We start from the raw sequence: 13151 nt of genomic DNA on the forward strand, positions 1-13151 counted from the left end.
ATGGCAGCCGCCGGGCTGACCACGGCGGATCGGGAGGGTGAGTCCGGCGTCGACGGTGGCGCGGTCGAGTTCGAGGCCGTTCGCGAAGGAGTGCAGGTGGGGCAGGTGGGGCAGGTGGGGCAGGTCGGCGTAGCGAACCGTGGTGATCCAGTCGGTGAGCTTGGCGTAGTTGCCCTCTGCTGGGGTCAGTGGCTGAGCGAACTCGCCGGTGAGGTGGGAGAGTTCGGTCATCTCGAGGCAGGCTTTGGTGAGCGCCCGCAGTAGCGCGGTGTCCCTATCACGCAGGCTCTCGGGGCGGGTGAGTAGGAGGAGGGCGAAGCGCTGCGGGGTGGTGACCGGCTTGTCGCCCTCGGCGCGGCCCTGGATGATGTAACGGTAGAGCAGGTTGAGGCTCCCGATGTATCCCAACTCCGCGATCTCTCAGAAGAGTTGGAGGACAGGGACGGCTGGGTCCTCCGTGCGGCGGGTGCGCGGGTGGTCGCGGTAGGGGCCGACGAGGGTGGGATCGTAGCGGGGTGCGCGGCGGTTGGCGGTGGGCTCCTTCATGCGGGCGTGCCGCTTGACGGTGTTCAGGGCGACATCGAGGCGGCGGGCGCATTCGAGCAGGCCGACGCCTTGGTCGAGCAGATTGTGGACCCGCTGCCAGCGTTCGCGGGTGCTCTGCTTGCGTTCGCCCCCGGGGCCGGGCGGGGTTCACGGCGGTGGCCCAGCAGGCGGCGTGGGAGCGGACGTCGCTCAGGACCTTGCCGCGCAGGTTGCTCCACAGGTGCCACCTGTCGCTGATCTGCGCTGCTTCGAGGAGGGCTTGGCGGATCGCCTCGCCATAGGGGTGGAGCCGTCCCGGCAGACGTACTCGGTCCTGGGATGCTCGCGCAGCCACGCCGCCGGGGTCTCGGCGGTGCGGTCGGGCAGGACGTCGATCCGCTCGCCGGTCTCGGCGTCGACGATCACGGTGGCGTAGCGGTGCCGGGGCTTGAGGGCGAAGTCGTCGATGCCGAGCACCCGCGCCCCGGGACCTGGGCCGGGCCGCCGACGCGCTCACCGCTCGTACCACCACGCCGACCACGTTGCCGGACCGTCCGGCGGACCGGGAGCAGGGGTGTCACCTCGGCTCAACCGCCCGACAGGGCGCGGCGCAGTACCGCGATCACCTGTTCCTCGGGGAATCGGGTCAGTGCCGCTGCCTCCGCGCCGGCCAGCACGTCGGCCAGGCTCTCCGGTGTCGCGGAATCGACCAGTGCCCGTATCCACTCTGCCAGGTCAGCGATATCCTCCGGCAGGCCCGGCGGCAGCGCACCCGTGTACGGCCCGGGGTCAGTGCGTGCTTGTCGCGCGGTTGGCGTCGCCGTCCTCCTGGCGGGGCGCCGGCCGTGCGGCCTACGCACGAATCCCCGGTTCACGGGAGGCATGGCCACAACTCGATCAGGCTCGTCCCGGCGTGCCGGCACGCTGTCCGCGGCCGGCTCCGGCTCACGTGCCGGCACCGGCTCGCCGGCGCTCGCGTACCGGCCAGGAGGAAGACCCACCTTGTACGGGTGCACGCATACCGGCACCCGCCCCGCGGCGTACCGGAACCCGTCAGCCGGATCGAACGGGCACTCCAGGGTGGGCCGTTCGTAGACGTCGAAGCCGCCGGCCGGGAACCGCAGCGACGGGCAGAACCAGCACACGTCGTAACCGCTGTCTTCCTCGATGAACGGCACCTTGTCCACCGGAGCACCATACCGACGCCCCGGCCCGCCCTACCGCCCGGCCACCAGTCCGACGAGCGGTGGGCTCTGATCGAGCCGGTGATCACGTAAGGAAAGCCGCACGTCCCGCAGTAAGCGGCCGTCAGGGACGTCACGAGATGCGGGAGATCGTCAATGCGATCCGGTACCAGGGCCGGACCGGCTGCCAGTGGGACTACCTGCCGCACGACCTGCCGCCGCGCAGGGCGGTCTACTGCTACTCCGCCAAGTGGTGTGACGACGGCGTCGATCAGACGATCCACGACCTGCTCCGCCCAGGGGCGCACACAGGGGGGCCGGTGCCCTGCGGTGGCGAACCGCCCACCAGGCATTCGACATCGCTTTCGACGGCCAGCTCACGGTCGGCCGCCGTTGACTCACACCACCCCGGGTTTCGCCGTCGGCTGGAAGCCCTCCGTGATATCAGGTGAACCGGACCTGGCTCACGTCGATGGAGACCATGGTCTGGTCGAGGATCGGTCGGTGGTCGGCGTCGCGGCGGTAGGCCCGGCGTTTGGTGGGGAGGAGGATGCCGCCGGCCTCCACGGTGTCGTAGACGTACCGTGCCGCGGCGAACCCGCCTGCGATGTCGACGTGGTAGTCGTGCCGACGCAGAAGGTGGTCGGGGCCGAAGTAGAAGTCCTGTCGGGTGCTGTGGCTGGCGATGTCGGGCGGGAAGGTGGCGCGCAGTCCGTGCCAGAGTTCGCCTCCTTCCCGCCACGGTTCGATGTCGGTGACGGTGACGCCGGGCATGGACAGCAGGAAGGGGGTGGTGAGGTAGGTCCACAGTGCGTAGCCGTTGAAGTAGGCGCGGTCCAGTGGGTCCCAGCGCGTGTTGAGGTCGTGACCGGCGAAGGACTCGCGCGGTTCGTCGCGTTCGGCCACGACGCGTCCGTCGAGTTTTTCGATGCTGATCCGGTCGGCCGTGAAGTCGCTCCTCTGGTCGGGCGCGCCGAACGGCCGCACGGAGGCGTGCTGCTCGTGCAGCCAGACGGTCATCTCCCGGGGGGTGGAGTCCTGCGGTGCGCCCTTGATGACGAACATGTCGCCACCGCTGACGATGGTGGCGCGGACCACGCTCAGTGCGTTCCAGCGGTCGAGGCCGCCATGGGCGTCGAGGACCTCTGCGAGCAACGTGTTCATGCCGGTCTCCTGGTCGGTCGTGCCGGACGGCAGTGCCTGGAAGACGCTTCAACCATGGCTTGGCGAAGGCTTCCTTTCCGTCAAAGTCGTGGTTGGGGCTGCCGTTGCGATCACCAGCGGCCTTGAGCGGCTCATCGATGCCGGTGCGAGAGGGGGGCCGATTCGGGGAAGGCCCGCCGGGCCCGGTGGTACACGGTGGCCCCGGCAAGCAGGCCCAGCACCATGGTCGCACCGGCGAGGAGGATCCCGGTGAAAGCCGACCCCGCGGGGATCGCCGAGGCATGGATCCAGCGGATGGCGAAATTGGTGCTTGCCGTCACGGGAAAGACGAAGATCCACAGGCCCGGATGGAACGAGGGCTGGTACAGCTCCGGGAGGAGGAAGGCAACGATGAGGACGGTGAAGAGCAGGGTGCCGGCAGAACCGTGGCCGACGGCGTCGAACGCGCCCTTGTGGGCTGCGGTCCAGGCGATGCCGCCGGTCGCCGGTGGAATGATCAGGACGGTGAGGGCCGGGCGGGCGGGCCTGGGCAGGGGGTCCCTGGTGACGAGGCTGCCGAGGATGACGGCGCCGAAGGCCAACCAGTACAGCAGCCCCACCGCGAAGGCGGCATCGGCGACACCGGGCAGTCTGAGCGTCGAGGCGGTGGCGCTCGCGACGAACGGTGCGGAGGAGACGGGCAGCAGATAACCGGGGTGCAGGACGGCCGCACTCAGGGCGCCCGTGAGCCAGTGAGCCAGTAGGCGCGCAGCGATCAAGGTGGCCACGGTGACGAACACCGCATAGGCCCAGCGTGCCTCCGCGATTCCGAACCGCGAGAAGTGGCCTGCGATCAGCATGCCGATGATGGGGACGTACGCAAGGGTGAAGCCCTGGCCGGGATGGCGCAGGTCGTGGCGCAGGTTGCGCCATCGGGCGCCCGCGGATGCCCTGCCCTGGAGCGACTTCGGGCGCACTTCGAATTCCTGGGCGGGGACATGGTCGACAACGGCTTCGCCCGCGGATGCCTGGCGGGCAACCTCGGCGCCGAGGTGGCGGACCACTCCGAGGAGATCCGCTCCGCCGTCCGGGGCGGCTTCCGGCGGTGGACCTCGCGCATCCAGCAAGTGCTCACCGAAGCCAAGGAAACAGGTGAACTCGACGCCGCTCTCGACGTGGAGGCGGCCGCGCTGTTCATCCTCAGCGCCTGGGAGGGCACGCTGATCGCGGCCCGGGCCGACAAGTCCTCCGCACCCCTCGACGCCTTCTTCCGCATGGTCTTCGACGTCGTCCTGCGCTGATCGCGGCTACCCGCAGGAGGCCCGCCGGCCCCACTCACCCTTGCGCTGGCCGCACGCGCGGACGCCCACCCGATACCGCTTCCGCCGCCGGTGACCAGCGCTGGCGTGCCTGCGAACTGCCGGGGCGTGGCTGTCTTCTCTCTTGTTGCTGCGTTTTCGTGGAGTGGTGGGAAGAATGCGGCGTACCGATGACGGCTCGGCGTCCGGAGCCGCCATCGGTACGTCTGACGGCCCGGCGTTCGCAGCCGCCGGGCGTGTCGTGCGTCAGCGGCGGCGCAGGCGCTTGTCGGTGATGGGCGGGGTGGGGTCGATGTGTGCTTGCGCTCGAAGACAAACACAGCCGTCGGCCGAGGTGGGAGGCATGCTTCGACAGGGGGTCCAGCTAGGCCCCCTTCGCGGTGGTCCGCGGCGGGGTCCCCGGATTTACCGTGGTGCCATGGGTCAGGAGCCGAATGCGGAGTTGCAGCAATTCCTGCGCTCCCGCCGCGCGAAGATCGCCCCCGAGGGGGTGGGCCTGCCGCCGCACTTGCCGCTGCCGCTGGCGTCAGCGCCGGAACATCCCGGTCAGGACGCTCCACCAGCTGCGGCGCTGGCGAGGGACGGCGGCTGGAACGGGAGGTTCCGGCGCTGACGGCTGGGCGGTGGGTGGCGCGGGCGGCGTCGCCGACTTGGTCGACGCGGTCGGCTGGGTGGGCTGGGTCGGCGCGGTGGTGGGCGCAGTTGTGGGTGCGGTGAGTCCCTTGGCCGTAGCCTCCCCGTCGGCCGTCCGCGGGGTGAAGCGCACTGGCAGGCCGACCAGGTGGCGGGACAGCCAGGCCGATGTCCAGGTCAACTCATCTTCAAAAACGCCCAGTTGGAGGTCGGGCAGGCGGGTGAGCAAGATGTCGATGCCAGTCTCCGCGATGGCCCGGCCGATGTCCTGGCCGGGGCACTCGTGCGGGCCGCTGCCGAAGGACAGGTGCGAGCGGTTGCCGGAGAGTGGTTTCGACAGGTCGGGGCGGACGGCCGGATCGACGTTGCCGGCCGCGAGACCGAGCAGGAGCATGTCGCCGGCCTTGATCTGGCGACCGCCGAGTTCGGTGTCGCCGGTCGCCCAGCGGCCCGCTACCAGGACCATCGGCGGGGAGTCCCAGAGGACCTGGTCCAGGGCGTCGGGCAGCGTCATGTGGCCGCCGGACAGGTGGGCGCGGAACCGCCGGTCGGTGAGGACGAGCTTCAGGGTGTCCGCGATCAGGTTGACGGTCGTCTCGTTCGCGGCGAGCAGCACCACCCGCAGGTGCTCCAGCACCTCGTCGTCGGTGAGCCCGGCATCGTGCTGCATCAGCCATGTCACGAGGTCGGGTCCAGGTGCCGCCCGCTTGCGGTCCATCGTCCGGCGGAGCGTCTCCACCACGTAGTCGTTGCTCGCGATGGCCGTCTCGGTACCCTTCATCAGGTCCCGGGTGGCATCGACCAGCCGTGGCCCGTACTCCTCGGGCATCCCGAGGAGTTGCGTCATGACCAGCATCGGCAGGTGCTCGGCGAACTGGGCCACCAGATCGGCCTGGCCGGTCGGGCCGAAGTCCTGGATCAGCTGGTCGGCGAAGCGGGTGACGTAGCGGCGGACCCCGCGCCGGTCGAAGCGGTTCAGACTGTCGGTGACCGCGCCGCGCAGGCGCTTGTGCTCCTCGCCGTCAGCGAAGACGCACATCGGCTGCCAGGCGATCACCGGCATCAGCGGGGAGTCCGGTGTGACCAGCCCGTTCCGGAACGCAGTCCAGCGGCGGGAGTCCCTGGAGAACCGGGAGGGCGTGCGCATGGCGGCGAGGTTCGCCGCGTGGCCGAGGACCAGCCACGCCGGGAGGTCGCCGTGGAGTAACACGGGTGCCACCTCGCCGTGTTCCGCGCGCAGTTTCTCGTACAGGCCAGCCGGGTCGGCCTCGGCCTCCGGTCCGTAGAGGCGCCGCAGGCCGTTGGTGCCGAGCTGGTGGGCGGGGCACCCGGGCGGCGGGGTGGGGGAGGCGTCGGCAGGGAACGGGGTGGTCACGGTATCTCCGGAGTCAGCACGGGAGGGTCATCGGGAAATGCAGTCATCGAGGGGAGTGAACGGGCCGTCGTCACGCGGCAGTTGGCAGGGGGCCGACGGGGCGAGCGTCTTTGGTGCGCCGACCGGGAGACGGACAGGTGGCCGACGGGCGGCGGCCAGGGGCGGAGTGCGGTCACCGCACGGCCGGGGCCGCGAGGTTGTACAGGTAGCGCAGCAGAGCCAGCAGGACGTCCCGGCTGGATTCGCGTGTCCGGGCGTCGCACGCGACGATCGGTACCTCGGGCGGCAGGTCCAGGGCGGTCCGCAGCTCCTCGGTCGGGTAGGTCGGGGACTCGGGGAAGGCGTTGGTCGCGATGACGAACGGCACGCCGCGGTCCTCCAACCGCCCGATCACGTCGAAGCTGACCTCTAGCCGGCGGGTGTCGACCAGCACCACCGCGCCGAGGGCTCCCTCGAACAGGCCGTTCCAGAGGAACCAGAACCGCTCCTGCCCCGGGGTGCCGAACACGTAGAGGACCAGTTCGTCGCTGATGCTGATCCGGCCGAAGTCCATCGCGACCGTGGTGGAGGTCTTGCGCTCGACCCCGGCGGTGTCGTCGATGCCCGCCCCGGCCTGAGTCATGGTCTCCTCGGTGGTCAGTGGGCGGATCTCGCTCACCGAGCCGACCAGGGTCGTCTTGCCGACGCCGAAGCCGCCCACGATCACCACCTTGACGGCGGTGCTGGCCGAGGCCGGGAGCAGGTCCGAGCTCTGCGGCCCCACTACGGTGTCAGAGCTTCTGAAGTCCATGGATCACCGCCTCCAACAAGGCACGGTCGGGAAGGGACGCCTTCGGGATGGGGGCGCGGGCCTCGATCCGTCCCTCGACGAGAAGGTCCGCCAGCAGCACGGTGACCACGCTCGCCGGCAGTCGCAGATAGGCGGAGATCTCGGCCACGGACAGTGGCGAGCCGCAGATGCGCAGGATCGCCGCGTGCTCCGGCTGCATCATGGGCGTCGGTTCGGAACGGGAAACGACCAGTGTGACCAGGTCGAACGTGGTGTGCTCGGGCAGACCGCTGCGGCCGCGCGTGATCACATAGAGCCGCTCGGGGTTGCCTTCGTCCCAGTCCCGGCCGGCTGTGCTCATGTGCTCGCCTCCCCTCCGGGCCCGGGCCGTTGCGGCCCCGTCCGCTGGGAGGCCACTTTGCGTGACGCGCGCCTTCCGACGACTCCCGCCGAGCCTGCGACCAGGGGGAGCTCCGTGCCGCGCCCGCTCATGCGACCTGACCGCCGTTGCGCGGAGGTGTGCTGAGGTGCTCGCCGATCCGTGCGACCAGGTCCCGCATCCGCTGGCCCACCAGCCCGGCGTCGACGCCCTCCTCGGCCAGCACCGCGAGGTAGGCCCGGGAGCCGGCCGCCATCAGGTAGAAGAAGCCGCCGCCCACCTCGATCACCACCAGTCGCATCCGGCCGTCGCCTTGCGGGAACTCGTGTCCCACAGCGGTGGCCAGACTCTGCAGGCCGGCGCAGGCGGCGGCGAGGCGGTCGGCGGTGTCGGGGTCGGTGCCGTACTGGGCCATCCGCAGTCCGTCGGCGGAGAGCACAACGATGTGGCGGGTGTGCGGGACGCCGTCCGCCAACTCCTTGAGCATCCAGTCCATGTTGGTCCGCTGCTGAATCACTGCTCGCCCTTCCCTGCCGACTCTTCATTGGTGTGGCCGGCCGAACCGGTGGACGGCGCATGGCCGTTCACCCCCTCGTGGAAGGCGGCCAGCCACATTCCGGGCTGTACCGGCTCCTGGGCCGGCTCGGGGACCCTGGCGGCCTCGGGAGTACCCGTCCACGGGGCCGCGGCGCGGCGGCGGCGCTGCGGCAGACCGTTCGGGGTCCGCTCGCCGACCACCGGAAACCCGCCGTCCGCCGGGCCCGAACCCGCGAGGGATTCCAGGGAGGAGCCGAACGACGGCTCCGGATAAGAAGGTTGTGCCGTCATCGACCCGCGGCGCCGCGGCCCGGCCGCCGGCCGGGTACGGGCGGGCGGGATCGGACGGGGGCCGGAGGCGACGCCGATGCCGTGTGCCCGGGCGGTGGCGGGTGCCGTGGTGATGAGCTCCTGCGGCACGATCAGGACGGCGCGTACACCGCCGTAGGCGGAGGGCCGCAACGAGACCTGGAACCCGTACGCCTGCGCGAGGCGGCCGACCACGGCCAGGCCGAGCCTGGGGGTCTCGCCGAGGTCGTTGAGGTCGATTCCGGACTGCGCCTCCCTGAGCATCCGCTCGGCGCGGGCGCGGCCCTCCTCGCTCAGGCTGAGGCCGCCGTCCTCGATCTCGATCGCTATGCCGGTCTGCACCTCGACGGCGGTCAGATGCACTCTGGTCTGCGGCGGGGAGTACCGGGTGGCATTGTCCAGCAGCTCGGCGACCGCGTGGATGAGCGGCTCGACGGCCGGTCCGACCACGGCTACCTCGGACACCGGGTGCAGGTCCACCCGCTGGTAGTCCAGGATGCGCGAGATGCCGCCGCGGAGCACGCTGTACAGCGGCACCGACCTGCGCCACTGCCGGCCGGGGCGGGCGCCGCCGAGGACGGCGATGCTGTCCGCGAGGCGGCCGATCAGCGCGTTGCCGTGGTCCAGGCGCAGCAGGTCGTCGAAGACAGCCGGGTCGTTGCCGTGCCGGTCCTCCATCTCGCGCAGGTCCTGGGCCTGCCGGTGGACGATCGCCTGCACGCGGCGGGCGATGTTGACGAACGCCCGCTGGGTGGACTCCCGCATGCCCTCCTCGTTGTCGACGGCCTCCAGGACGGTGCGCAGCACGTACTGCAGGGCGGCCTGGAAGTCCTGGTCCGCGCCGGGGTCGTGGGACTCGTAGGCCTTCAGCAGGTCCTCGCGGAACTCGCCGCGCTGCAGCCGGGCGACCGCCTCGGGCAGAGCGGACTTCGCCAGCTCGACCGTCTCGGCCTCCTGCCGGGCCAGCCGACGGCGCAGCTCGTCCTCCCGCTGGGCGTACCGCTCGCGCAGGATCGCCACCGCACGTCCCCGGCGCGCCGCCTCGGCGGCCACCACGGCCACCGCCGCGGTGCCTGCCACCCCGCACCACACGACTCCCGCGCGGGCGCCGGCGGGGACCACCGACACCGCCAGGAGAGCGGCGGCGGCCGTCACGACCGTGGGCAGGAGCCACACGAGTACGGGAGCGGAGAACCGGCTTCCGGGGGACGATCCAGCACGAAGCATCAGCATCCTCAAACGATCGAAAGGCTACGGGGGGAAGGACGGCGGCGGCCGACTCCGGAGGCGTGGGGCAGCGTTCGGCGTGCGGCCCGATGCCCACGCCGATCCGCGGGACCTGGTGCGACGGCGGTGCGGCGGGCTGGGCCGGAAGTAGCATAGCCGGGTTCATGACATGTCTGGCACAAACCCAAAAACGCTGCCACACAACCGATTTGATGCCTCTAGCCGGACATGCCACGTCTGTCGCATGGCGGTGGGAGGTGTCCAGACAAGGCTCTTGCTCCATCGGTCGGGCCTGGTGCTGGCACCAGGCTTGCCCAATCGGGGGCGTTCCACCGGCGCCCGGGGTCGGATTCGCCCAAGAGGCGGGTTGCTTCGGGAAACGACTGCGCAGTCAACGGTGTCCGTGCTATGGCGCAGGGACCATCTGCCCGGCAGTGGGCCGCGCAGATTGCTCGGGCCGTTGTGGAGGATCGAGGCCGACGGGTGGTCGCCCACCGGCAAAATGCTCGCGAAGGCGCGTCACATGCGAACCAGGCACTGTGTGAGAAAACATGTCTGGAGGACATCGCTTTCGGGCACACCCCAGCCGGCGGTCGATGGTTCAGGCTGCCCTGATCGGGCATTGGTTGATCACTGCGGAGCGGGCAGGTGCGGTGCGCTCCGCGGGCGGAGAGCACCGCGCGGGGTGGTCAACCGGCCTTGGAGCAGCGGGAGTCGAGGCCGGCCCTAGTTATTCCCGGTGCCGGCGAAGGCGCTGCCCCGGGCGCGGTGATGGCTGAGAAGCCGTTGCCGCGGCATCGCTCGGACCGGCATCGGCGGCCAACCGGGGAGATTTCCTCGCAACCTGGTCGTACACCATCTGGTTGCCATAAAGTTGCTGCGGATCAAAAGGATTGAGTGTCCGTCACAGGAACCCGTGTCGTCCGGAGTCCGTGCGATGACGGGTGTGGGGCAGGTTCGTGCGGGGGAGGGAACGATGGCCTGGATCGGGGCGCAGGGGCGTGGGCCCGAGCTGGCGCGGCTGAGTGGTGTGGTCGACAGAGCCCGCGCCGGCCGGCCGACCACCGTGTTGATCCAGGGGGAGCCGGGGAGCGGGAAGTCGGAGGCGGTGGCGGCACTGGCCGCGCTCGCCGCCGACGCGGGGTTCCAGGTGGCCGTCGCCAACGCGCGGAGCCTGCCCGACGTGCCGTTCGCGGCCGCCGACCAGGTGCTCGCCCGGCTGTCGCCGGCGGGCACGCGGGTGGCGGACCGCGCGTCCTCGCCCTCGACGGAGGTGCTGCGCGATCTCGTCGAACTGGTCCGTGCGCAGGCCCGCCGTGCGCCGGTGGCCGTCTGCCTGGACGACGCCGCCTGTCTCGAACCGTGGTCGCTGCGCTGGCTGTCGGAGCTGTCGGCGTCCGCGTTCCCGCACCGGCTGGTGGTCGCGTTGTCCGCCGGGCACTTCGGAGGCGGCGGCGAGCCCGAGTTGACGACCGGACTCGCCGCGCTTGCCGAACACATCACCCTCACCGGTCTGCCGGCGGCCGCACTCGCCGACTTCGCGGCCGCCCGCTGCGGGGTCCGGCTCGACGAGGACGCCGCGGCGGCCTGCTACGAGCTGACCGGTGGCAACCCCGGTCTGCTACAGGCCCTGCTGTCCGAGCACAGCGGTGCTGCTCCCAGCGCCGAGAAGCTGCGGGCCGGCACCGGTTCGAGGGCGCTCCCCGGTATCGAGCGCTGGCTGGGCGGCATCGGTGAACCGGCGCTCGCGCTGGCGCGGGCGGTCGCCGTACTCGGTGTCGACGCGGAGATCGCGCAGGCCGCGGAACTCGCGCGGCTGACCGTGGGGGAGGCCCTGACCGCGGTCGACGAGCTGGTCGACCGGTGCCTGCTGGCCAACCGCACGCCGCTGGCGTTCTGCCACCCGCTGCTCGGCTCGATGGTCATCGGTGCGGTACCGGTCGGCACGCGGGCCGCCCTGCACCTGCGGGCGGCCGAGATCCTGCGCGACGGGCACTTCGACGTGACCGGGGTGGCGCGGCAGCTGGTCGCGGCCGGTCCGCTCGGCCAGGAATGGACGGTACGGCCGCTGCGGATCGCGGCCCGCAGGCTGGCACAGGAGGGCAGGGCCGAGGACGCCGCCCGGCACCTGCGCGGTCTGCTGCGGGAGCAGTTGGGGCCGCAGGTCAGGGCGGCCGTGCGGTGCGAGCTCGCCGCACTGGACGCATTCGTCGATCCGGAGCTCACGGTGCGCCAGCTGGACGCGGCGCGGCAGGAGGCCGAGGACCCCTTTGCCATGGTGGACCACACGCTGGCCCTCGCCGGTCTGCTGACCGAGTGCGGGCGGCCCGCGGACGCCGTGGCGGTCCTCGACGACACGGCCGAGCGGCTCGGCCCGGCCTCGGCCGCGCACGTCTGGCGGCTGCGGCTGCACAAGGCGCTCAGCTGGCGAGGTGGTCCCGCCTGGCTGGTCAGGTCCGGCGAGGGGCTGGACGACCTGGCCGCAGAGGCTCCGGAACCAGGCGGCGGTTGTTGGGAACTGGCCGCACTGCGAGCCGCCGAGGCGGTCGACGCCGGAGCGGACAGGGGGGCGGCCGTGCGCCATGCCCGGCAGGCGCTGGCCGGTGGCAGCGACAGTCTGGGGAGGGGCCTGTGGCACGGCTGCGGCGCGCTGATCCGGGCCGACGAGTTGACCGAGGCATGGACGCACTGCAGCCGGACCCGGCTGGCCGGCGGGGTACCGCCCGGGCGGTGGGACCACGTCGCCGCCGAGCTGCTGCGCGCCGCGATCCGCCGGGTCCGCGGTGACCTGGGCGGTGTGGCCGAGGCGCTGACGCCCATGGCGGACCGGCTCTGCGGGCTGGTGCCCACGGGCCACCGGCTGGCCGCGCTGGCCGTGTCGGCCCTGGTCGAGGCGCGCGCCCTGATGGGCGACACCGACACCGCCCGCACCCTGCTCACCGGCTGCGGCCTGGACCGGGAACTGCCGCCGTGGCAGGACACCCCGGCCGTACTCGCCGCGCGTGCCGCCCTGTGGGAGCAGACCGGCGAACCACTGCGCGCGGTCGAGGACTACCTGGCCGCCGGCCGGCTGCTGACCGACTGCCAGGTGCGGAACCCGGCCGTGCTGCCGTGGCGGTCGCGCGCCGCGCAGCTGCTCGTCGCGGCGGGTGAGGTGGCCGAGGCGGCCAGGCTGGCCGGCGCCGAGCTGGAGGACGCACGCCGGTGGGGAACACCGCGCACGATCGGGGCCGCCGAACACGCGGTCGCCATGACCGAGACCGGCACGCGCCGCATCAGCCTGCTCACCGGGGCCGTCGGCACACTGACCCGTTCACCGGCCAGACTGGAGCTGGCGACCGCCCGGTTCGACCTGGCCACCGCGCTGAGCGAGGCCGGCCGGCCGCACGAGGCGCACACCGAGCTCGTCGCCGCGCTGTCCACGGCCTGGTCCTGCTCCGCCCGGCCGCTGGTGAGCCGGATCACCGCGGCGCAGCAGGCGAGCTTCCCGGTGGACACCGACGAACCGCCGAATCCGGCGTTGATCGGCCTGACCCCGCAGGAACTGAAGATCCTCTGCCTCGCCCGGGACGGCCACACCAACCGGGCCATCGCCGGGAAGCTGTTCGTCACCGTGCGGACGGTGGAGTTCCACCTCTCCGGCGCCTACCGCAAACTCGGCATCTCCGGACGCCAGCAACTCGCCGAGATCATCCCGGCGAGGACGACGGCGGACACGGTGAGAGCGCTGCCGGTGGACGGGTAGCACCAC

General features: G+C 71.6%; 11 protein-coding genes and 1 pseudogene. 3 read left to right on the plus strand and 9 right to left on the minus strand.

Going from position 1 to position 13151, the window contains the following annotated elements:
• Positions 1 to 6: 6 nt before the first annotated feature.
• Together ABD369_RS33675 and ABD369_RS33680 are read right to left on the minus strand one after the other, a co-directional pair.
• A pseudogene (locus tag ABD369_RS33675) lies at positions 7 to 1005 on the minus strand (ISL3 family transposase); the annotation flags it as partial.
• Between the two features lie 107 nt (positions 1006 to 1112).
• Positions 1113 to 1712, minus strand: a complete 600-nt coding sequence (locus ABD369_RS33680; protein WP_344640460.1) for a hypothetical protein — start codon at positions 1710 to 1712, stop codon at positions 1113 to 1115.
• A 137-nt stretch (positions 1713 to 1849) separates the two neighbouring features.
• On the opposite strand from ABD369_RS33680, the gene ABD369_RS41300 reads away from it, so the two are divergent.
• Entirely contained in the window at positions 1850 to 2161 is a 312-nt protein-coding gene (locus tag ABD369_RS41300; protein ID WP_425557835.1) for a transposase, read from the plus strand.
• On the opposite strand, the gene ABD369_RS33690 is transcribed toward ABD369_RS41300, so the two are convergent.
• Complete coding sequence (locus tag ABD369_RS33690; RefSeq protein WP_344640422.1) at positions 2154 to 2873, minus strand: hypothetical protein; 720 nt, start codon at positions 2871 to 2873, stop codon at positions 2154 to 2156. The two genes, ABD369_RS41300 and ABD369_RS33690, sit on opposite strands and share 8 nt — an antisense overlap.
• A 131-nt stretch (positions 2874 to 3004) precedes the next feature.
• Positions 3005 to 3829: an SLAC1 family transporter gene (locus ABD369_RS33695; protein WP_344640423.1), complete on the minus strand. Its 825-nt coding sequence runs from the start codon at positions 3827 to 3829 to the stop codon at positions 3005 to 3007.
• Positions 3830 to 3850: 21 nt separating this feature from the next.
• Between ABD369_RS33695 and ABD369_RS33700 the strand changes: the two genes are divergently transcribed.
• On the plus strand, positions 3851 to 4153 hold the full coding sequence (locus ABD369_RS33700) for a TetR family transcriptional regulator C-terminal domain-containing protein (RefSeq protein ID WP_344640424.1): 303 nt from the start codon (positions 3851 to 3853) through the stop codon (positions 4151 to 4153).
• 544 nt (positions 4154 to 4697) lie between these two features.
• Here the strand turns inward: ABD369_RS33700 and ABD369_RS33705 are convergent.
• The 5 genes from ABD369_RS33705 to ABD369_RS33725 form a co-directional block, all read right to left on the minus strand.
• A complete protein-coding gene (locus ABD369_RS33705) occupies positions 4698 to 6179 on the minus strand; it encodes a cytochrome P450 (RefSeq protein WP_344640425.1) in 1482 nt (493 codons plus the stop codon).
• A gap of 172 nt (positions 6180 to 6351) precedes the next feature.
• The gene (locus tag ABD369_RS33710; protein WP_344640426.1) at positions 6352 to 6969 is read right to left on the minus strand and encodes a GTP-binding protein; all 618 of its coding nucleotides are present in this window, start codon (positions 6967 to 6969) and stop codon (positions 6352 to 6354) included.
• Complete coding sequence (locus ABD369_RS33715; protein WP_344640427.1) at positions 6950 to 7309, minus strand: DUF742 domain-containing protein; 360 nt, start codon at positions 7307 to 7309, stop codon at positions 6950 to 6952. Before ABD369_RS33715 ends, ABD369_RS33710 begins: the two co-directional genes overlap by 20 nt.
• Positions 7310 to 7436: 127 nt before the next feature.
• Positions 7437 to 7844: a roadblock/LC7 domain-containing protein gene (locus ABD369_RS33720; RefSeq protein ID WP_344640428.1), complete on the minus strand. Its 408-nt coding sequence runs from the start codon at positions 7842 to 7844 to the stop codon at positions 7437 to 7439.
• Positions 7841 to 9400, minus strand: a complete 1560-nt coding sequence (locus tag ABD369_RS33725; RefSeq protein ID WP_344640458.1) for a sensor histidine kinase — start codon at positions 9398 to 9400, stop codon at positions 7841 to 7843. The genes ABD369_RS33720 and ABD369_RS33725 overlap by 4 nt, the downstream gene beginning before the upstream one ends.
• Positions 9401 to 10376: 976 nt before the next feature.
• On the opposite strand from ABD369_RS33725, the gene ABD369_RS33730 reads away from it, so the two are divergent.
• Positions 10377 to 13145, plus strand: a complete 2769-nt coding sequence (locus ABD369_RS33730) for a helix-turn-helix transcriptional regulator (protein WP_344640429.1) — start codon at positions 10377 to 10379, stop codon at positions 13143 to 13145.
• Positions 13146 to 13151 lie beyond the last annotated feature (6 nt).

Origin of the sequence: Kitasatospora cystarginea (assembly GCF_039533515.1) — a bacterium.
GTDB lineage: Bacteria > Actinomycetota > Actinomycetes > Streptomycetales > Streptomycetaceae > Kitasatospora > Kitasatospora cystarginea.

Excerpts from the sequence above, each read along its gene's own strand:
- ABD369_RS41300 (WP_425557835.1), top strand. The coding sequence starts at position 1,850 with ATGCGGGAGATCGTCAATGCGATCCGGTACCAGGGCCGGACCGGCTGC.
- ABD369_RS33690 (WP_344640422.1), bottom strand. The coding sequence starts at position 2,873 with ATGAACACGTTGCTCGCAGAGGTCCTCGACGCCCATGGCGGCCTCGAC.
- ABD369_RS33700 (WP_344640424.1), top strand. The coding sequence starts at position 3,851 with ATGGTCGACAACGGCTTCGCCCGCGGATGCCTGGCGGGCAACCTCGGC.
- ABD369_RS33710 (WP_344640426.1), bottom strand. The coding sequence starts at position 6,969 with ATGGACTTCAGAAGCTCTGACACCGTAGTGGGGCCGCAGAGCTCGGAC.
- ABD369_RS33715 (WP_344640427.1), bottom strand. The coding sequence starts at position 7,309 with ATGAGCACAGCCGGCCGGGACTGGGACGAAGGCAACCCCGAGCGGCTC.
- ABD369_RS33725 (WP_344640458.1), bottom strand. The coding sequence starts at position 9,400 with ATGCTTCGTGCTGGATCGTCCCCCGGAAGCCGGTTCTCCGCTCCCGTA.
- ABD369_RS33730 (WP_344640429.1), top strand. The coding sequence starts at position 10,377 with ATGGCCTGGATCGGGGCGCAGGGGCGTGGGCCCGAGCTGGCGCGGCTG.